Origin of the sequence: Cryobacterium sp. MDB1-18-1, from assembly GCF_004402735.1 — a bacterium.
Lineage (GTDB): Bacteria > Actinomycetota > Actinomycetes > Actinomycetales > Microbacteriaceae > Cryobacterium > Cryobacterium glucosi.
This window is the reverse complement of the sequence record NZ_SOFR01000045.1, coordinates 1-18,647: the sequence shown is the minus strand read 5'-3', so window position 1 is coordinate 18,647 and position 18,647 is coordinate 1. Positions and strand designations below refer to the sequence as shown.

Genomic DNA, 18,647 nt, shown 5'->3' with positions numbered 1-18,647 from the left:
GGCCGCGGTCGCCGCCCGGGCTGCGGCCCGGGGTGCGCCGGCGGTGTTGCCCGCACGCGGCGCGCGGGCAGAGCGGCGCAGCTCCCCCGGGGTGCGCTCGTAGACCGCGGCGATCGTGTCGTTGAACTGGCGAATGCTGCCGAATCCCGCGGCGAAGGCGACCTCGCTGATCGGGAGGGCGGTGCCGAGCAGGAGCAGGCGCGCGGTCTGGGCGCGGTGCGCCCTGGCGAGGGCGAGAGGACCGGCGCCGAGCTCGGCGACGAGTACCCGGGTGAGGTGGCGCGGGGTGTAGCCGAGGCGGCGGGCGAGGCCGGGTACGCCGTCGCGTTCGACGGTGCCGTCGTCGATCAGGCGCATCGCGCGCGCCGCGAGGTCGTCCCTGGTGTTCCAGTCAGGGGAACCGGGCACCGCGTCGGGCAGGCAGCGCTTGCAGGCGCGCAAGCCGGCCTCGTGCGCCGCTGCGCTCGTCAGGTAGAAGGAGACGTTGCCTGGCCGGGGGGTCGCCGCCGGGCAGCTCGGCCGGCAGTAGATCCCGGTCGAGTGCACGCCCGTGATGAACTGGCCGTCGAACCGCGCGTCGCGGGAGCTCATCGCTCGGTACCGTTCGGCGAAGACCGGGTCGGCGAGGCGGTCGTCGCCGCGCTCTGCGACGCCGGAGCGGCCGGTCGTTCCGGATCGGCCGGGCGTGCGTCTGGTGGCGTCGGAAGGGTTCACCCCTCCAGCCTGCCATTGCCGACCCGAGGTCGGTAGCGGAATTCGGACATCGCGCGCCCGCCCGACGGCCTCCCACGAACCCGGCACAAGCCCCGCGCGGGGCCGCGTGGTCTGTCCGCGACCCCCGAATGCGGTCAGAACCGCAACCGCCCCGCCCGGTATCCTGTGGGTCATGACGCCTGAGCCCGCACCCGGTTCCGCCGCCCCACTCCTCGGCGGGCCGGTGACGCCCGTCGCCCCGGTGTGGACCGCTCCCGTGCGCCGTACCCCGGGCGGCCTGATCGCACTGACGATCATCGGGCTCGTCTTCGGGAGCCTGGCGCTCCTGCTCGTCCTCGTCTACCTCTCCACGTTCCTCGGTCCGTCCGCCCTCGTGCTCTGCCTCCTGCTCGCCCTCGTGCCCCTCACCGGCATCCTGCTCGTGGTGCGCTGGATCGATCGCTGGGAGCCCGAACCCCGACCCGCGCTCTGGTTCGCGTTCCTCTGGGGAGCCGGCATCTCCGTCGTCACGGCCCTCGTCTTCGACTTCGGCGTGCAGCTCGCGCTCGCCGCGGCGGGGAGCTCCCGCGCCGGCTCGGAGGCGGGCGGCGCGGGCTCGGGCACGGATGCGTTCGCCGCCGTGCTGCAGGCGCCCCTCGTCGAGGAGGGCGCGAAGGGCGTCGGGATCCTGGTGCTGTTCCTCGTGCTCCGGCGCACGTTCGACGGGCCCGTCGACGGCATCGTCTATGCGGCGACGATCGCGGCCGGTTTCGCGTTCTCCGAGAACATCCAGTACTTCGGCGTGGCCATGCTCGAGAGCGGTGCAGACGGGCTCGGTTTCACGTTCCTCGTCCGCGGGGTCTTCTCGCCGTTCGCCCACGTCACGTTCACCGCGTGCACCGGGATCGCGTTCGGCATCGTGAGCCGGCGCAGGGCCGGCGGTGCGCTCGGCCGGGTCCTCATCGTTCTCGCCGGATTCGCGCTCGCGGTCGCCCTGCACGGCCTCTGGAACGGCGCCGCCTACCTGCTCACGAACGACTCCGCGCTTCTCTTCTACTACCTGCTCGTGCAGCTCCCGCTCTTCATCGGGTACATCGTCGCCGTCGTGCTGCTCCGGCGCCAGGAGGAAAAGATCACCGTCGCCAGGCTCGGCGAGTACGCGGTGGCCGGCTGGTTCACGTCCAGGGAAGTCTCGATGCTCGCGACAGGACCCGGGCGGCGGCAGGCGCGCGCCTGGGCCGCCCGGCAGCCACGGGAACGTCGCCTCGCGATGCGCCTGTTCATCGCCGACGCGACCCGGCTCGCCTTCGCCAGGCAGCGGATGCTGAACGGCACCGCCGACCGGGTCGCCCGCGCCGACGAGGCCGAGCTTCTCGCTCTCGTCCAGGCGCACCGGGCGGTCGTGATCGGCTGAGGCCCGGCATCCGCTCTCAGAGGGCTGATGCCGCCCGCGGCCGGTCGACCCGCGGCCGGTTAACGAGTGAACTCGTCATCCGGTGGCGTGGCACTGCCGACGACTCTCCCGGATGACGAGTTCCTGCTGATATCGTGCGCCCTCCGGTGCCGTTCGCGCAAGGGGTAATTTCCAGCGTGCATGATGCCGGGAAATCCGATTGGATGGGTGCATGACTGATCTGAACACCAAGCCCGAACTCGACGCACCGGAGGGCCCAGCGCCCACGGAGCTCACCATTACCGACATCGTGGTTGGCGAGGGCGCCGAGGCGACCGCCGGCGCGACCGTCGACGTGCACTACCTCGGCGTCGAATACGACACCGGCGACGAATTCGACTCCTCGTGGAGCCGTGGCCAGTCGATCAATTTCCCGCTGCGCTCGCTCATCGCGGGCTGGCAGCAGGGCATCCCCGGCATGAAGGTCGGCGGGCGTCGCAAGCTCGTCGTGCCGCCGCATCTGGCGTACGGGCCCGCCGGCGGAGGACACCGCCTCTCCGGCCAGACCCTCATCTTCGTGATCGACCTGCGCGGCGTCAGCTAGGCCGCGCACTCACCCGCAACCCGTGCGCATCGATCACGACTCGTGGTCGATGCGCACGTGTTTAACCCGCGAGGTGTGTCCGCGCACGATCGTGACGGCGCTCTTCGAGACGGCGAAGTGCTTCGCGAGCAGCTTGACGAGGGCGTCGTTGGCGGCGCCCTCGACGGCCCGCTGCTGCAGGTAGACCGTGAGCGAGGCATCCGTCGGCGCGCTCGTCGCCGCGGGAGTGCCGAGGGAGTCCGGGTCGTCGACGGCGACGAGCGGGCCCTTGCGGCTGCCGGGCTTGACGTGCACCGTCAGGTTCACGGTTCGGGTCACGGACTGCCTCCTGAAAACTCTTCCCTTCAACGCTAGTGGTCTGCGATCGTCCGGACGAGAATGTCCCATGATCTCAATCGACTGCGCACGTGCCCTCGAAGCCGCCGGACTGGCCTGGCGGCCCGCCTCAGGCGACGCGTTCCGGATCGAAAGGGCCGGCTTCGACGTCGAGGTGTTCACGGTCAGCGAGATGACCATCGAACCGCATGAATTCGACACCGGCACCATCCTCGGCTTCAACGGCACGACCGAGTGGGCACTCGACTCGCTCGCCCTCGAGGACGCCCTCTGGCTCCCCCGGGAGGACCAGCTCCGGGAGATGCTCGGGGGTGCATTCCACTCCCTCGAGCGGCTCGGCGACGACGCCTATCGGGTCACCGCGCTGCTCGCCGGGGTGCTCGAGGCCGTCGAGGCGACCGACGCGGCGGATGCCTACGGGCTGGCGGTGCTCCGCCTCCTGCGCCTCAGCCGCTAGTCGAGCCTGCTGCCCGTCGACCCTGCTGCTAATCGAGCCAGGCCGTGGTCATGCGCTGCACCGCTGAGCCGTCGGCATCGGCGAGTTTGACGCCGACGAACGCGCGCGCCGCGTCGGAGGTCTGCACCCGGAACGGCGGACGCTCGCCGTCGAGCAGCGCGGCGACGAAGGCCCCGGCGCTCTCCGCAGACTGCGCGGCACTGAATGACTGCGCGGCCCTGGCGAGGTACCCCGCGAGGGCGGATGCGTACGGATCGTTCGGCGGACTGGCGCGCGGGTCGAGGCCGACGTTGTCGACGAACGACGATGCGACCGCGCCGGGTTCGACGACCGTGACCGTGACACCGGCGGTCGCCGCGACGGGGGCGAGGCTCTCCATGAATCCCTCGACCGCGAATTTCGCCGCACAGTACGCCTCGCTGAACGGCTGGCCGACGACGCCGCCGACGCTCGTGACGGTGATCAGCCGGCCGCGGCTCTGCCGAAGGTGCGGCAGCGCCGCGCGGGTGACGCTCACGACACCGAAGAAATTGACCTCCATGACCGCGCGCACGACGTCGAGGCCCTCGTTCTCGATGGTGCCGACGTGGCCGGCCCCTGCGTTGTTCACCAGGGCGTCGATCCGGCCGTACCGGTCGAGCATGTGCGCGATGACCTCGGTGATCGACGCGGGCTCCGTCACGTCGAGGCGGCGGATGTCGAGGTTCACGCCCGCCGTTTCGCCCGCGCTGCGGAGGGCGCGGGCTCCCTCGAGGGTGCGCATGGTCGCGACGACGGTGTGTCCTGCGCGGGCGGCCGCGACCGCGGCCTGGAGCCCGATGCCCGAGGAGGTCCCGGTGACCAGGACGGTGCCGGGGACGGCCGGGCCGCTCATCAGTACCGTTCGGGTTCTGGTCCGAGCTGGAATCGGCGGCCGCTCACCGTCTCGGGAATGATCTCCACGTAGATGTACTTGAGCGTCGGGATGAGCGGGCGCAACGGCAGCTGGTCGGCGGCATCGATGTCGGTCTGCTGTTCCAGCACCCGTGCGTGGCCCCTCGCGACGACGCTCCAGGCCTCGTCGCGTCCGATTCCGTCCGTCTCGAAGGCGACCTTGTTGTTGACGGTGAGTTCGAGGAGCTTGGTTCCCTCCGCGGTGCGGAAGACCAGACGCCGGTCGGCGGCGACGAAGTTGACCGGGTAGATGTCCGGTTCGCCCGCGATGCTGAGGGCGAGGCGACCGAAGCTCGAGGAGATCAGGAGGTCCCAGCATTCCTCATCGTCGAGGACATGCACCGGATACAGGTCGTTGGTTTCCATGGTTCATATTCCCACGCAACCGGGTGCTCCGCCACCACCCTCCGCTGTCGACGTGAACTCACGGCAGACCCGAATGTCCCGGTCGGGCCGCACCGCCTCGAAACCGGGCCGACGCGACCCCCGCGCGCAGCCGGTGCAGGGCGGTCCGGGCCTCAGTCGCGGTCGTGCGTGGTGCGCACCCGGTCGACGAGCTGCCGCCACGGGCCGGAGAGGTCCGGTTCCGCGAGCACGACTTCGTGGGGGGCGCACCGGATGCGGTACACGTAGCGGTCCGGTTCCGGCGCCCTCTCGACGACGTCGTCCCAGGGCAGGGACGCGAGAAAATCGGTCCACGCCGCCGCGTCGGCCTGCTCGTCGACCTGGACCTCCCAGGTGACCCGCACTCCGGCGATGCCACCGCTTCGCGAAACGATGACCTTCATGCCCGCGATGTTACTCCGCCGAGTCCCTTCCCGAGCCCGACACCACTCCAGCCGGCCACGACAGCGCTGTGCTCGCGGGAGCCGGGGCCGAATCGCCTGGTCGCGGCCGTCACGGTTGCGCGGGCGAACCCGGAGAAGTCGACGCGGGGCCGCAGCGTTCCGCTCGTGAGCGTGTCGTACCAGATCCGGCCGGCGCCCTCCCACGCGTTTCCGCCCAGCTCGGCGGCCACGAGGTAGAACGCCCGGTTCGGGATACCCGAGTTCAGGTGCACGCCTCCGTTGTCGTCCACGGAATCGACGTAGCCGCTCATGTCCGACGGTTGCGGGTCCATGCCGAGCACGTCGTCGTTGTACGCCGTTCCCGGCGCCTTGAGCGAGCGCAGCGCCGCGCCCTGGACCTGGTCGGTGAAGAGGCCGGCACCGATCAGCCAGCTCGCCTCTGCGACGGACTGCCCGAGTGCGAACTGCTCGACGAGCGACCCGAACACGTCGGACACGGATTCGTTGAGGGCCCCCGACTGTCCCTCATAGGCGAGGTTGGCGCTGAACTGGGTGACCCCGTGGGTGAGCTCGTGGCCGATCACCGTCAGTGACGCCGTGAACCGGTTGAACACCTCGCCGTCGCCGTCGCCGAAGACCATCCGCTCGCCGTCCCAGAAGGCGTTGTCGTAGTTGCGGCCGTAGTGCACACTCGCCTCGAGGGGCAGTCCATGGCCGTCGATCGAGTCGTGCCCGAACCCGGTCCAGAACAGGTCATGGGTGTGGCCGAGGCCGTCCCAGGCCTCGTTCACCGCGACATCACCGACGGGGGCCTGGACCTTCGACCGCACCAGGCGACCGGGCAGGCGTTCGAGGCCGCCGGCATCCGAAACGGCCCTGTCGAGCTCACCGGGAGTGGCTGCCCCGCCGCGGGCGGCCGGGTGCACGGTCGGCGGATGCGTCGTGCTCCGTCGCTCGCGCAGCGGCGCGTCCCGCAGGAGCGAGTGCCTCGCCGCGTCGGCGGCGGCCGCGTACCGCGGGTCGTCGAGTCTCGCGAGCCGAACCAGGAGGTACGGCGGAACGATGGCGCATCGGATCCCATGCTCTCTGCTGCTCATGGCTCGAGTGTGTCACTGAGCGCAGACAAACGCACGGGTTCCGCGCCCCCGGCTGTGGAGAACACCGGGTCCGGGGGCCGAACAGAACACGCTCCTAGACTGTGACCATGCGTTACGGAATCGTTATCCTCCCCCAGGACCCCTGGCCGGAAGCCTCCCGCAAGTGGCGGGGCGCCGAACGTCTCGGCTTCGACCACGGCTGGACCTACGATCACCTGTCCTGGCGCAGCCTCGCCGACGAACCGTGGCACGCCACGATCCCGACGCTGACCGCTGCCGCACTCGTGACGCGTGACCTGCGGCTCGGGACCTTCGTCTCGAACCCGAACTTCCGGCATCCGGTGCCCTTCGCCAAGGAACTCGCGACACTCGACGAGCTGTCCGGCGGGCGGTTCCTGCTCGGCGTCGGATCGGGCGGCACCGGCTTCGACGCCACCGTGCTCGGCCAGCGGGCATACACCGGGCCGGAGCGGCACGCGCGGTTCACCGAATTCGTCACCCTGCTCGACCTGCTGCTCCGCGGGGAACCGGAGGGCAGCACGGCCGGCATCGACTTCACCGGCGACTGGTACACCGCCGTCGGCGCACGCATGGTCGGCGCGCCGACCCAGGCGCCCCGGCTCCCGTTCGTGATCGCGGCGAACGGGCCGAAGGGGCTTCGCCTCGCGGCGACCCACGGCACCGGCTGGGTGACGACGGGTCCCGACGGCGCGACCGGTGACGCCTGGTGGACGAAGGTCGCCGCGCTCGCCGAGCGCCTCGACGACGCGGCGGATGCCGTCGGCCGCGATCCTCGCTCGATCGACCGGTACCTCAACCTCGACAGCGGTGGCGGCTACTCCCTGCAGAGCGTCGGAGCCTTCGACGACGCCGTCGGCCGGGCCGAAGAACTCGGCTTCACCGACGTGATCAGCCACTGGCCGCGTGCCTCCGGTATCTACGCCGGCTCGGAGGACGTGCTCGAGGCCGTCGCCGCCGCCCGGATGCAGCCCCGCCCCTGACCCCCGGTGTGTTCCGAATTCAGGAGTTGAGCCGTTTTCGGCACGATTCCGGTCTGATTCTGTCCCGGAACGCGCTCAACTCCTGAATTCGGAACGCGGGAGGGCGGTTCAGACGTCGATGCGGTAGCCGCGCTTGATCACCGTCGCGACGAGGCCCGGCTCGGGGAGCGCCTGGCGCAGCCGGCTGATCGCGACGTCGACGGCGTGGTCGTCCTGCATCTCGGGCAGCGTCGCGGTGAGGCTAGCCCGGGAGGTGACCGTTCCGCCGGCGGCGAGCAGCACGCGCAGCAGCGTCAGTGAGCTCGGCGGCAGAGTGGTTTGGGCGCCGGCGAGGGAGAACAGCCGGCCGCGAAGCTCGACGGGCCCGAACCGGGTGTCGAGGCGCAGCACCCGCTGCTGCTCGAGGTGGTCGCAGACGAGCTTGATCAGCGCGCCCATCCGGAACCGCTCCGGCACGATCGGTGCCAGCCCGGCGGCGAGCAGGGGGCCGGCGGTGACGGGGCCGACGGCCGCGGCGACGACGGTCTCACTGAACGCGTCCTGCAGCTCCTCCAGACGGCCGATCGAGTCGGCGACGCCGAACAGGGCCATCACGGCCGGGGCGCTTGTGAAGGTGACCGCGTCGACCCCGCCAGCGCAGATCAGGTCGACGAGGCGCAGCACCCGTGCGGAGTCCTCCGGGAGCAGCCAGCGGTAGGGCGCGACGGTCAGCACCGTCGCGCCGGCGGCGACGAGGCGCTCGAGCTGGGGCTGGTCGGTGAAGCCGTGCAGCTGCACCGCGATCGTCTTCCCGGCGGCGCCGTCCCGCAGCACGTAGTCGACGAGGGACTTGGTGGTCTCCTCGTCGCTCATCCCGTCGTCGTCGAGGCCTGCCGCCCGCACGGCGCCGCGCGCCTTCGGGCCGCGCACGAGGATGCTGGAGTGCGCGAGGGTGTCGGTGAGTTCGTGGCCGACACCCGCGGCATCCGCCGCCTCGAACCAGCGCCGGATGCCGTACGAGGTCGTCGCAAGGAGGATGTCGGGCCGGGCGGCGATGATCGCCAGGGTGTCGCTCGTGATGCGGGCGTCGTCCGCCGCGGCCGCGATGCGGATGGCGGGCGCGTGGACGACCTCGGCGCCGCGGCGTTCGAAGGCGGCGATGAGGTCCTCGGAGCGCCGATCGCTCGTGACGGCGATGCGGAAGCCCTCGAGCTGGTCTGCGCGGAACCCGGGCTGGCTTGCTTCGGCGCTCGTGTCGTTGACGGTGTCTCCGGCTCGTTGGGTGGTGGCAGGTGGCTGGGGGAAGCGGGGCGGATGTCCCCGGTCAGTGCTCGGCGTTCAGTGCGTGCTCGGCGTTGCCCGCGATGGCCTGCAACAGCTCCTCGCTGGCGGCGTCGTCGTGCTGGGACAATCGTACGACCTCACCGATCACGAGGACGGCGGGGGAGCGGGCGCCGAGTTTCGCGGCGAGCGGGGTGATCGTGTCGAGCCGGGCCTTCGTGGTGCGCTGGCGGGACGAGAAGCCCTGCTCGATGATCGCGACGGGCATGTCTGTCCGCATCCCGTGGCGGGCGAGCCCCGCTGTGAGGTGCGGCAGGGTCCCGACGCCCATCAGGACCACGATCGTGCCGCCGAGCCCGGCGAGGTGGGCGAGCTCGTTCTCGCTGAGCGGCGCGTGGCCGGAGAGCACGGTGAAGACCCGGCTGAGTTCCCGGTGGGTGACCGGGATGCCCGCGGCGGCCGGCACCGAGATCGCGCTCGTGACCCCGGAGATGACGGTGACCGGCACGCCGGCCTCGCGGCACGCGAGTACCTCCTCGCCGCCGCGCCCGAACACGAACGGGTCGCCGCCCTTGAGGCGGACGACGGTGAGGCCGGCGAGGGCGCTGTCGACGAGCATCCGCTCGATGTCGGCCTGTGGGGTGGCGTGATGGCCCGGCGTCTTGCCGACGTCGACGTGCTCGGCACCGGGGCACCACTCGTCGAGCCGGTCGTGCGGGCTGAGCTTGTCGTAGAAGACGATGTCGGCGTCGCGGAGCGCCTGGACACCGGCCATCGTGAGGAGACCGTCGTCGCCGGGGCCGCCGCCGACGAGGGTCACCCGGCCGAGCGGGGCGACGGACGCCGCGGGTTCGCGACTGAGCCAGACGCGCTGCGCGGCGCAGGCATCGACGATGATGCGCTCGGTGGACTCGGAGACCTCGACGAGCACGACCAGGTCGACCGCCGAGACGAGGTCACGCCAGCCGTGCGGGAAATGCGGGTATTCGACGGGTCGCACCTGCGGGTGCGGCCGTTCCGGCGGATGCCCGTCGACGGTGACAGAGGCGAGGTAGACGATCGCCTCTGCGGCCAGGAACCGGGCGAGCACCCGCCTGGCCGCGAGGGCACCTCCGAAGACGAGGACCCGGCGGCCGGCCAGGTCGAGGCTGATGTCCATGGTTCACACTCCCTGTCGCAGTTCGATGGCGCGTTCGGTGGTGCTGGCGGTACCGGTGTCGGCGGCAGTGGTGTCACGGGGCCGGACCGGGATACTCGGACCGGAGAGCAGCACGGCCTCGCGCTCCGCCTGCCGCGCCGGCCGGGGCTGGTCGCGTTCGATGACCTGCATGAGCGCGGGGTCCGCGGTTCCGGGGGCGTTGACGAAGGAGCGGAACCGGCGCAGGCGCTCCGGATCCTTGAGGGTCGCGGCCCATTCGTCTTCGTAGTTGCCGACGTGGGCGAGCATGGCGGCCTCGAGCTCCTCGGCGATACCGAGGGAGTCGTTGCAGACGACGTCGCGCACGTGGTCGAGCCCGCCCTCGAGGTCTTCCTGCCAGCGGGCGGTGCGCTGCAGCCGGTCGCCGGTGCGGATGTAGTACATCAGGTACCGGTCGATGTACTTGATCAGGGTCTCGTCGTCGAGGTCCTGGGCGAGGAGCTGCGCGTGGGCGGGCTGGAAGCCGCCGTTACCGCCGACATAGAGGTTCCAGCCCTGGTCGGTCGCGATGATGCCGACGTCCTTGCTGCGCGCCTCCGCGCACTCGCGGGCGCAGCCGGAGACGCCGAGCTTGAACTTGTGCGGTGCGCGGAGTCCCCGGTAGCGCAGCTCGAGGTTGATCGCCATCGCGACGGAGTCCTGCACGCCGAAGCGGCACCAGGTCGACCCGACGCAGCTCTTGACCGTGCGGAGGGACTTGCCGTATGCCTGGCCGGACTCGAACCCGGCCTCGACGAGGATCTTCCAGATGTCGGGAAGCTGTTCCAGGCGGGCGCCGAACAGGTCGATGCGTTGGCCGCCGGTGATCTTCGTATAGAGGTTGAAGTCGGCGGCGACCTCGGCGATGACCTTGAGCTTGGCCGGCGTGATCTCGCCGCCCGGGATCCGGGGCACGACCGAGTACGTGCCGTCCTTCTGCATGTTGGCGAGGGCGCGGTCGTTGGTGTCCTGCAGGGCGCCGCGGCCGCCGTCGAGGATGTACCCCGAGGTCTGCGTCGCGAGGATCGAGGCGATCACGGGCTTGCAGATGTCGCAGCCGAGTCCGCTGCCGAACCGGCCCATGATCTCGTCGAAGTGGGTGAGCTGCAGGATGCGGACGGATTCGAAGAGCTCGCTCCGGCTGAGCGCGATGTGCTCGCAGAGGGCGTGCGAGACGGCGATGCCTGCCCGGGTCAGTTCCGTCTCGAGGATCTTCTTGACGAGGGGAACGCACGAGCCGCACTGGGTGCCCGCGCGGGTGCACGCCTTGAGCGGGCCGAGTTCGGTGCAGGCCTCGGTGTGCTCGTCGCCGCGGATGGCGGAGCGCACGGCTCCGACCGAGACGTTGTTGCAGGAACAGAGCTGCACGTCGTCCGGCAAGTCGGTGTTCGCCGGCGGCTCGGCGCCGGCCGCGGAGAGGTAGGCGCTCGGTTCGGCACCGAGCTCGCGGCCGAGCAGGGGCCGGAGCGCCGTGTATGGCGAGGCGTCGCCGACGAAGATGCCGCCGAGGAGGGTCTTCGCGTCTCCCGTGACGACGATCTTCTGGTACAGGCCCCTGGCCGGGTCGGCGTAGACGACCTCGAGGGAGTGTTCCGCGGCGGCGAGGGCGTCTCCGAAGCTCGCGACCTCGACCCCGGAGAGCTTGAGCTTGGTGGCGTCGTCGATGCCGGGGAAGACGGCGGCGCCGCCGTGCAGCCGGTCGGCGACGACCTCGGCCATCGCGTTCGCCGGGGCGACGAGGCCGACGCAGCTGCCGTTGACGCTCGCGACCTCCCCGATGGCCCAGATGTGCGGGATCGACGTGCCGCAGGCATCCGTGATCTCGATGCCGCCGCGCGGGCCGAGCTCGAGTCCCGCCGCGCGGGCGAGTTCGTCGCGCGGCGTGATGCCGATCGAGAACACGACGAGGTCGGCGTGCAGCTGGGTGCCGTTGGTGAGTGTGACGCCGAGGACGCGGCCGGTCGGGGAGGTGAGCACCTCGGTGGGCCGGTTGCCGAGGGCGAGGGTGATGCCCTGGGCCTCGATCAGCCGGCCGAGCGCCTGCCCTGCTCCCTCGTCGAGCTGGGCGCTCATCAGCCAGCGGCCGGAGTGCACGATCGTGGCGAGCCCGCCGAGGCGCTGCAGGCCGCCCGCGGCCTCGAGGCCGAGAAGGCCGCCGCCGACGACGACGACGTTCGCGGGCCGGCCGAGCCGCTCGCGGAGACGGGCGACCTCTGCGACGAGGAAGTCGACGTCCTCGATGGTGCGATAGACGTGGCCGGCTTCGGCGCCGGGAATGGGCGGCACGGTGGCGGACGATCCCGTCGCGAACACGAGCTCGTCGTAGGAGAGGGTCTCGCCATCGGCGAGGGTGACCGTGCGGCCGGCGGGGTCGACGCTGTCCACTCGGCTGCCGCCACGGTAGGTGACGCCGGGGGTCTCCCAGAGTGCCCGGTCGCCGAGGGTGAGGTCCTCGGAGTCGACGAGGCGGCGGGACAGGGCGACCCGGTCGTACGGCAGGTGGTCCTCATCGCCGAGGACGAGGAGTTCGCGGCCATGACCCGGGGTGGACCTGGCCTGCATGGCCTCGGTGAACCGGTGTGCGGCGGGGCCGCCGCCGATGACGAGGACGCGTCGGGGGGCGCCGGACGGCCCTGAGTGAGCCTGAGCGGCGTCGAACGTGACGTTGTCCATGGCGGAGCCTTCCGTAGGTGGTGCTGCCAGCCTAAAAGGGCCGCGTTTCCCCTCGGTTGCGCACATGTAACAAGGTGTGACCGGGACCTCACCGGCCCGCCCGGGGAGGGTGAGGACTTCTTTACGCATTCGACGCGTCCGGCGCGGACCCGCGAAACGTGGCCGATTTAGCGTGAGGGAATCGCCCACCCGGCAGGCATACCTCACAGAAAGCGGGATCACTCGTGAACCACCCCGGCACCTGGATCCGCGTCTGTTCCCTCGACGAACTCGAGCCGCTCTGGGGCGAAGCCGCCCTCGTCGGCGATGAGCAGCTCGCCATCCTGCTGCTTCCGAACGGCGGCCTCTACGCCGTCGACAACCGTGACCCCGCAACCGGGTCGTTCGTGATGAGCCGCGGCATCGTCGGCTCGCGCGGTGACCGGTTCACCATCGCCTCGCCCCTGCACAAGCAGGTCTACGACCTCGAGACCGGCGAATGCTTCACCACCGCCGAGTACTCGCTGCGCACCTATCCGGTCAGGGTCGAGGACGGCGAGGTGCACGTGCACCTCTCCGAAGCCGCCTGACGTTTCCCCCGACGTTTCCCCTGACTCTTTCCCCGATCTTCCCCTGTCCGTCCCCTGCACACCCCTCCCGAGGAGAACACCATGACTGCAGTCGATACCCCCACAACCGGTCTCCGCACCGGCCCGAGCCTCGTCCACCGCCCCGGCCGATGGATCGACAACTGGAACGCCGAAGACACCACCCAGTGGAACGACGGCGGCAAGGCCATCGCCTCCCGCAACCTGAAGTGGTCGATCTTCGCCGAATTCCTCGGCTTCGTGATCTGGCAGCTCTGGAGCATCGTCGTCGTGCAGCTGCCCAAGGCCGGCTTCACCTTCGACACCGGCCAGATCTTCTGGCTCATCTCGATGCCGAGCCTCGTCGGTGCGACGCTCCGCTTCCCATACACGTTCATGGTGGCCCGCTTCGGCGGCCGCAACTGGACCATCATCTCCGCCGGCCTGCTCCTGATCCCGTCGATCGCCCTCGGGATCTGCGTCGGCAACCCGGCCACCCCGTTCCCGGTGATGCTCTTCGTGGCTGCTCTCGCCGGCCTCGGCGGCGGCAACTTCGCAAGCTCGATGTCCAACATCACCTACTTCTACCCGCAGAGCCAGAAGGGCTGGGCCCTCGGACTCAACGCGGCGGGAGGCAACCTCGGTGCCGCCGTCGCCCAGCTCGTCGTCCCGATCGTGATCACCATCGGTGCCGCCGGAACACTCAACCTCTCGCTCGCCGGCTGGTTCTGGGTGCCGTTCATCCTCGTCGCGATGTGGGGCGCCTGGAAGCACATGGACAACCTGTCGAGCGCCAAGGCCGACTTCGCCGGTTCGCTCGCCGCGCTCCGCGAACCGCACCTCTGGATCCTCGCCCTGCTCTACATCGGCACCTTCGGCTCCTTCATCGGCTTCGCGAGCGTCTTCCCGAAGCTCATCGCCGACCAGTTCCCGGCATACTCGACCTTCCACATCATGGCCGCGTCGATCTCCCTCGCCTTCCTCGGCGCCCTCGTCGGTTCCCTCGCCCGCCCGGCCGGCGGCAAGCTCGCCGACCGTTTCGGCGGAGCCCGCGTCACGATCGCGGCCTTCGGCGTGATGGCCCTCGGCGCGCTGCTCGTGATCGCGGTGCTCTCCCTCGGCAACTTCTGGCTGTTCCTCGCGAGCTTCCTGCTCATCTTCGTCGCGACCGGTGTCGGCAACGGGTCGACGTACCGGATGATCCCGAGCGTCTTCGCCGCCCGCAGCGGCGTCAGCGACGCCCACACCAACTCGGGCGACGTGAGCACCCAGCGGAAGACCGCAGCAGCCCTCGGCCTCATCTCCGCGATCGGCGCATACGGCGGATTCATCATTCCCCAGGTCCTCGGCAACTCGAAGATCGCGACCGGCAGCTACACCGGCGCGATCTACGGTTTCATCGGCGCCTACCTCGTGATGATGGCCGTCACCGCGTTCTTCTACCTCCGCCGCGGCTCCTCCGTGGCCGGGCAGCGCATCTAGCGCGCGCCCGTTCCCGCGCCATCACCGACGCCACCAGCAACAGGAGACCCCGTGACCGCACCCCTCGCATCCGCCGCCCGCCCGGGCGTCGACACGCACTGCCCATACTGTGCGCTGCAGTGCGCGATGACCCTGACACCGACGTATGCCGAGATCGGCATGCAGTCGGGTGGTGCCGGTGCTGGCACGGATACCGCGGCGCGGCCCGGTCTGACCGTCGCCGGCCGGGCGTTCCCCACCAACCGGGGCGGCCTGTGCAAGAAGGGCTGGACCTCCGCGGAACTGCTCACATCCCCGGAACGGATCCTGACCCCGATGCTCCGGCAACCGGACGGCGGCTTCGCCCCGGCGAGCTGGGCGGAGGCGCTCGACCTCGTGGCCGAGCGACTCGCCGGGAGCCGGGCGCGGCACGGCGCCGACTCGGTCGGGGTGTTCGGCGGCGGCGGGCTGACCAACGAGAAGGCCTACCAGCTGGGCAAGTTCACCCGGGTCGCGCTCGGCTCTTCCCGGATCGACTACAACGGCCGGTTCTGCATGTCCTCGGCCGCGGCAGCGGGCAACCGTGCCTTCGGCGTCGACCGGGGATTGCCGTTCCCGGTCGAGGACCTCGACGCGGCGGACACCATCCTCATCCTCGGCTCCAACGTCGCGCAGACCATGCCGCCGTTCATCGGTCATCTCGAGGGCGCCCGGAGCGCCGGCGGCCTGATCGTCGTCGACCCGCGTCGCTCGGCGACCGCGCGCCTCACCGAGGACGGCGGTGGCATGCACGTCCAGCCGACGCCCGGCAGCGACCTCGTGCTCCTGCTCGGCCTGACCAACATCGTCATCACCGAACGCCTCATCGATACCGACTACCTCGAACGGCGCACGGTCGGCTTCGAGGCCCTCCGCCGCAGCGTCTCCCGGTGGTGGCCCGAACGGGTGCAGCAGCTCACCGGCGTTCCGGTGCCGCAGCTGCGCGAGCTCGCCCGCCGGCTCGCGGCCGGATCGGGCACATACATCCTCACCGGGCGCGGCGTCGAGCAGCACGTCGACGGCACGGACACCGCGACCGCCGCGATCAACCTCGCCCTCGTGCTCGGCCGCGTCGGCACCCGCCATTCCGGCTATGGAACCCTGACCGGGCAGGGCAACGGCCAGGGTGGTCGCGAGCACGGCCAGAAGTGCGACCAGCTCCCCGGCTACAGCAAGATCACCGACCCGGCCGCCCGCGCCCACGTCGCCGGCGTCTGGGGCGTCACGCCCGAGAGCCTGCCGGGGGCCGGCGTGCCCGCGATCGAGCTGCTCGACTCGCTCGGCGTGCCCGGCGGCGTCCGCTGCCTGCTCGTGCACGGCTCGAACGTCGTCGTGTCCGCCCCGGACTCCAACCGGGTGCGCGCCGGCCTCGAGGCTCTCGACTTCCTCGTGGTCTGCGACTTCTTCTTCTCCGAGACCGCGCGCTTCGCCGACGTCGTGCTGCCGGTCACCCAGTGGGCGGAGGAGGACGGCACGATGACCTCGCTCGAGGGCAGGGTCATCCGCCGTCGTACCGCGATCGGCGCGCCGGACGGGGTGCGGAGCGAACTCTGGATCTTCCAGGAACTCGCGCGCCGGCTCGGCTCCGCCGGCACCTTCAGCGCCGACCCGGCCGAGGTGTTCGACGAGCTCTGCCTCGCGAGCGCGGGCGGCCTGGCCGACTATTCCGGACTGAGCTACGGGCTGCTCGACACGGGGGAGGCCGCATACTGGCCGTACCCGGTCGGGTCGACCGGAACCCCGCGGCTCTTCCTCGACCGTTTTGCGCACGCAGACGGCCGCGCGCGCATCGTCGCCGTGCACGCGAGGGTGACGGATGCGCCGGCCCAACGGGACGGAACAGTCACGCTCATCACCGGCCGGCTCCTCGAGCACTACCAGTCGGGGGCCCAGACCCGCCGGGTCCCCGAGCTGCACCAGGCCCAGCCTCAGGCCAGGCTCCAGGTGCACCCGGCGACCGCGGCCCGACTCGGTCTCGTCGACGGTGGCGAGGTCGAGGTCGGCAACATGCAGGGAACCGTGACCTGTGTCGCCGAGGTGACCGGCGGCATCCGCCCAGACACCGTGTTCCTGCCGTTCCATTTCCCCGGTGCCCAGCGCGCGAACCTGCTCACCCTCGGGGCCACCGACCCCGTCTCGGGCATGCCGGAATTCAAGCGCACGACCGTGCGGGTGCGCGCGCTCGTGCGGACACCGGGGTCCGGGCCTGCCGGTCCCGTTTCCGTCCCGTCGATTCGAACGGATGCCCATGCCTGAGCCGATCCCCGCAGCACCCGTCGGGAGCGTTCCCGCTGCCGTTCCCGCTGCCGTTCCCGCAGCCGTTCCCGCTTCCCCGGCGCCGAGCCGGATCGTCCTCGTCGGCTACGGCCCGGTCGGGGCCCGCCTCGTCGAGGAGCTGCTCCCGGTCGTGCGGGCCGGCCTCGCCACCCTGACCGTCGTCGGAGCGGAGTCGGCGGACGCCTACAACCGGGTGCTCATTGCCGACTACGCCGTCGGCCGCTCCGACCGGGACACCCTCGAGGTGACGGACACCGACGCGGCCAGGGCGGCGGGCGTCGACATCCGCACCGGCGAGATCGTCACCCGGATCAACCGGGTGCGACGCACGGTGACCCTCGGCGACGGCACGGACCTCGGCTACGACCGGCTCGTGCTTGCGACCGGTGCCCGGGCCAACGTCCCGACCCTCGACGGGGTGACCCGGCTGCGCCGCACCCTGATGCGCCCGCCGACGGATGCCGGTGCACTCGACACCGCCGACGCGCCGTTGCCGCGCGGGGTCACCGCGCTCCGCGACCTCGACGACGCGGCGACGGTGCTCGAGACCGTCCGCTCCGGAGGCCGGATCGTCGTGCTCGGCGCCGGGGTGCTCGGCATGGAGTTCGCGCTCGCCGCGGCCCAGGCCGGGAGCGACGTCTGCGTCGTCTACCACGCCGACATTCCGCTGAACCGCAATCTCGACCGTGGCGGCGGAACGGTGCTCGCCCGCAGCGCCCGCAGGGCCGGCGTCACCATGGTCAGCCACGCCAGGGCCGAGAGCATTCTCTTCACCGTCGACGCCGACGGCCACGACCGCTTCGACGCGCTGATCTGCGCCGACGGCAAGCAGATCCCCGGGGACCTGCTCGTGCTCAGCTGCGGCATCGGCGCCCGCACCGAACTCGCCGGCCTCTCCGGGCTCAGCGTGTCGACGGGCATCCTCGTCGACGAGTCCCTGCGGAGCTGGACGGACCCCGCCGTCTTCGCGATCGGCGACTGTGCGCACGTCGCCCCCCGGCCGGCCCCCGGCGCCTCCACGGCCACGCCTGCCGGAGGGCCCACCGGCCTGATCGGACCCGGCTGGCGCCAGGCCGACTGGCTCGCCGCCCGCTTCGCCGCGGAAATCGAGCACGATGCCCGGGCTGGGGCAGTCACTTCTCCTGCGACTGCCGCCGCCGATGTGGCTGCTCCCGCCGATTTCGGGCCGGCGCTCGCCGTGCAGGCGCACGGCGTCGTCATGCTCAAGGCGGAGGGCATCGACGTCGTCGCCGCCGGCGACACGAGCGCTGACCCCTGGGACATCGACCCTGCGCACCCGGACGACGGCCACGGGGCCGCCGAGCCCGTTCACGGCAGGGACTGCGCGGCGGCACCGGGCGCGACCGCGCCGCGCCTGGGCGTGTCGCAGTGGTCAGACCCCGAGCACGGCCGCTACGTGAAGATGGTCACGCGCGGCGGCATCCTCACCGGCTTCATCTGCGTCGGGATGCCGCGCACCGGTGCCGAACTCACCCTGCTCTTCGAGCGCGGCAGCGAACTGCCCGCCGACCGTTCGCTGCTGCTGCGCTACGACGGCCCCGACGTCGACCCGGCGGGCGGCGGCGACGCCTTCGCCCCCGACGCGACGGTCTGCTGGTGCAACGGGGTCACGGTCGGCGCGATCACCGCGTCAGCGGCGGCCGGAAACACCGACGTCGCCTGCATCGGCTCGGCCACCCGCGCCGGAACCGGCTGCGGCGGGTGCCGAGGCCGAATCGGCGAGGTCCTTGAGCGTTTCGCCCTGACGAATTCGACGGAGATTGTGGGCTGAACGCTCGATGTCAAGCTGTGTGGAGTCACGTGGGCTAGCTTTTGACAGTTTCCTTGGGGATGTTGATTCCAACGGTGCCGGCTGGTGTGGGTGTAGTCGG

16 protein-coding genes and 1 pseudogene are annotated in these 18,647 nt (G+C 71.1%); 8 read left to right on the top strand and 9 right to left on the bottom strand.

Features of this window, described 5'->3' with window-relative positions; translation table 11 throughout:
• Positions 1-714: Ada metal-binding domain-containing protein (locus tag E3O50_RS11740; protein ID WP_277870907.1), on the bottom strand; the 714-nt coding region annotated here is incomplete at its 3' end.
• Positions 715-886: 172 nt separating this feature from the next.
• On the opposite strand from E3O50_RS11740, the gene E3O50_RS11735 reads away from it, so the two are divergent.
• Entirely contained in the window at positions 887-2,107 is a 1,221-nt protein-coding gene (locus E3O50_RS11735) for a PrsW family intramembrane metalloprotease (RefSeq protein WP_134558835.1), read from the top strand.
• 211 nt (positions 2,108-2,318) lie between these two features.
• A complete protein-coding gene (locus tag E3O50_RS11730; protein ID WP_166788266.1) occupies positions 2,319-2,690 on the top strand; it encodes an FKBP-type peptidyl-prolyl cis-trans isomerase in 372 nt (123 codons plus the stop codon).
• A 33-nt stretch (positions 2,691-2,723) separates the two neighbouring features.
• On the opposite strand, the gene E3O50_RS11725 is transcribed toward E3O50_RS11730, so the two are convergent.
• Positions 2,724-3,008 (bottom strand): DUF167 domain-containing protein, encoded by a 285-nt coding sequence (locus E3O50_RS11725; RefSeq protein ID WP_241975325.1) that lies wholly within the window; start codon positions 3,006-3,008, stop codon positions 2,724-2,726.
• Between the two features lie 67 nt (positions 3,009-3,075).
• On the opposite strand from E3O50_RS11725, the gene E3O50_RS11720 reads away from it, so the two are divergent.
• Positions 3,076-3,483 (top strand): hypothetical protein, encoded by a 408-nt coding sequence (locus tag E3O50_RS11720; protein WP_134449574.1) that lies wholly within the window; start codon positions 3,076-3,078, stop codon positions 3,481-3,483.
• Positions 3,484-3,511: 28 nt separating this feature from the next.
• Here E3O50_RS11720 and E3O50_RS11715 read toward each other — a convergent pair whose 3' ends face one another.
• From E3O50_RS11715 to E3O50_RS11700, 4 genes are all read right to left on the bottom strand, one after another.
• Positions 3,512-4,357, bottom strand: a complete 846-nt coding sequence (locus E3O50_RS11715; RefSeq protein ID WP_134558836.1) for an SDR family oxidoreductase — start codon at positions 4,355-4,357, stop codon at positions 3,512-3,514.
• The gene (locus E3O50_RS11710) at positions 4,357-4,782 is read right to left on the bottom strand and encodes a pyridoxamine 5'-phosphate oxidase family protein (protein WP_134449576.1); all 426 of its coding nucleotides are present in this window, start codon (positions 4,780-4,782) and stop codon (positions 4,357-4,359) included. The genes E3O50_RS11715 and E3O50_RS11710 overlap by 1 nt, the downstream gene beginning before the upstream one ends.
• 152 nt (positions 4,783-4,934) lie before the next feature.
• Positions 4,935-5,204, bottom strand: a complete 270-nt coding sequence (locus tag E3O50_RS11705; RefSeq protein ID WP_134449577.1) for a protealysin inhibitor emfourin — start codon at positions 5,202-5,204, stop codon at positions 4,935-4,937.
• Positions 5,201-6,301 (bottom strand): M4 family metallopeptidase, encoded by a 1,101-nt coding sequence (locus tag E3O50_RS11700; protein WP_134449578.1) that lies wholly within the window; start codon positions 6,299-6,301, stop codon positions 5,201-5,203. The genes E3O50_RS11705 and E3O50_RS11700 overlap by 4 nt, the downstream gene beginning before the upstream one ends.
• Before the next feature lie 107 nt (positions 6,302-6,408).
• On the opposite strand from E3O50_RS11700, the gene E3O50_RS11695 reads away from it, so the two are divergent.
• Complete coding sequence (locus E3O50_RS11695; RefSeq protein ID WP_134449579.1) at positions 6,409-7,302, top strand: LLM class flavin-dependent oxidoreductase; 894 nt, start codon at positions 6,409-6,411, stop codon at positions 7,300-7,302.
• A gap of 108 nt (positions 7,303-7,410) precedes the next feature.
• Here E3O50_RS11695 and E3O50_RS11690 read toward each other — a convergent pair.
• From E3O50_RS11690 to nirB, 3 genes and pseudogenes are all read right to left on the bottom strand, one after another.
• Positions 7,411-8,490 (bottom strand): annotated as a pseudogene (locus tag E3O50_RS11690) (uroporphyrinogen-III synthase); the annotation flags it as partial.
• Positions 8,491-8,605: 115 nt separating this feature from the next.
• Complete coding sequence (gene cobA, locus E3O50_RS11685) at positions 8,606-9,721, bottom strand: uroporphyrinogen-III C-methyltransferase (protein WP_134558838.1); 1,116 nt, start codon at positions 9,719-9,721, stop codon at positions 8,606-8,608.
• Positions 9,722-9,724: 3 nt separating this feature from the next.
• Positions 9,725-12,412: a nitrite reductase large subunit NirB gene (gene nirB / locus E3O50_RS11680; RefSeq protein WP_134558839.1), complete on the bottom strand. Its 2,688-nt coding sequence runs from the start codon at positions 12,410-12,412 to the stop codon at positions 9,725-9,727.
• Positions 12,413-12,636: 224 nt separating this feature from the next.
• On the opposite strand from nirB, the gene nirD reads away from it, so the two are divergent.
• The 4 genes from nirD (at position 12,637) to E3O50_RS11660 (ending at position 18,547) form a co-directional block, all read left to right on the top strand.
• Positions 12,637-12,981 (top strand): nitrite reductase small subunit NirD, encoded by a 345-nt coding sequence (gene nirD / locus E3O50_RS11675; protein ID WP_134449583.1) that lies wholly within the window; start codon positions 12,637-12,639, stop codon positions 12,979-12,981.
• Positions 12,982-13,062: 81 nt separating this feature from the next.
• Entirely contained in the window at positions 13,063-14,460 is a 1,398-nt protein-coding gene (locus E3O50_RS11670; RefSeq protein WP_134449584.1) for an MFS transporter, read from the top strand.
• 51 nt (positions 14,461-14,511) lie between these two features.
• Positions 14,512-16,734, top strand: a complete 2,223-nt coding sequence (locus E3O50_RS11665) for a molybdopterin oxidoreductase family protein (RefSeq protein ID WP_277870840.1) — start codon at positions 14,512-14,514, stop codon at positions 16,732-16,734.
• Positions 16,727-18,547 carry an FAD-dependent oxidoreductase gene (locus E3O50_RS11660; protein WP_134558840.1) on the top strand — a complete coding sequence of 607 codons (1,821 nt, stop codon included), beginning with the start codon at positions 16,727-16,729 and terminating at the stop codon, positions 18,545-18,547. The genes E3O50_RS11665 and E3O50_RS11660 overlap by 8 nt, the downstream gene beginning before the upstream one ends.
• Positions 18,548-18,647 lie beyond the last annotated feature (100 nt).

What these genes read in the sequence shown, in the direction of transcription:
- E3O50_RS11735 (WP_134558835.1), top strand. Translation starts at nt 887, where the DNA reads ATGACGCCTGAGCCCGCACCCGGTTCCGCCGCCCCACTCCTCGGCGGG.
- E3O50_RS11730 (WP_166788266.1), top strand. Translation starts at nt 2,319, where the DNA reads ATGACTGATCTGAACACCAAGCCCGAACTCGACGCACCGGAGGGCCCA.
- E3O50_RS11720 (WP_134449574.1), top strand. Translation starts at nt 3,076, where the DNA reads ATGATCTCAATCGACTGCGCACGTGCCCTCGAAGCCGCCGGACTGGCC.
- E3O50_RS11715 (WP_134558836.1), bottom strand. Translation starts at nt 4,357, where the DNA reads ATGAGCGGCCCGGCCGTCCCCGGCACCGTCCTGGTCACCGGGACCTCC.
- E3O50_RS11710 (WP_134449576.1), bottom strand. Translation starts at nt 4,782, where the DNA reads ATGGAAACCAACGACCTGTATCCGGTGCATGTCCTCGACGATGAGGAA.
- E3O50_RS11705 (WP_134449577.1), bottom strand. Translation starts at nt 5,204, where the DNA reads ATGAAGGTCATCGTTTCGCGAAGCGGTGGCATCGCCGGAGTGCGGGTC.
- E3O50_RS11700 (WP_134449578.1), bottom strand. Translation starts at nt 6,301, where the DNA reads ATGAGCAGCAGAGAGCATGGGATCCGATGCGCCATCGTTCCGCCGTAC.
- E3O50_RS11695 (WP_134449579.1), top strand. Translation starts at nt 6,409, where the DNA reads ATGCGTTACGGAATCGTTATCCTCCCCCAGGACCCCTGGCCGGAAGCC.
- cobA (WP_134558838.1), bottom strand. Translation starts at nt 9,721, where the DNA reads ATGGACATCAGCCTCGACCTGGCCGGCCGCCGGGTCCTCGTCTTCGGA.
- nirB (WP_134558839.1), bottom strand. Translation starts at nt 12,412, where the DNA reads ATGGACAACGTCACGTTCGACGCCGCTCAGGCTCACTCAGGGCCGTCC.
- E3O50_RS11670 (WP_134449584.1), top strand. Translation starts at nt 13,063, where the DNA reads ATGACTGCAGTCGATACCCCCACAACCGGTCTCCGCACCGGCCCGAGC.
- E3O50_RS11660 (WP_134558840.1), top strand. Translation starts at nt 16,727, where the DNA reads ATGCCTGAGCCGATCCCCGCAGCACCCGTCGGGAGCGTTCCCGCTGCC.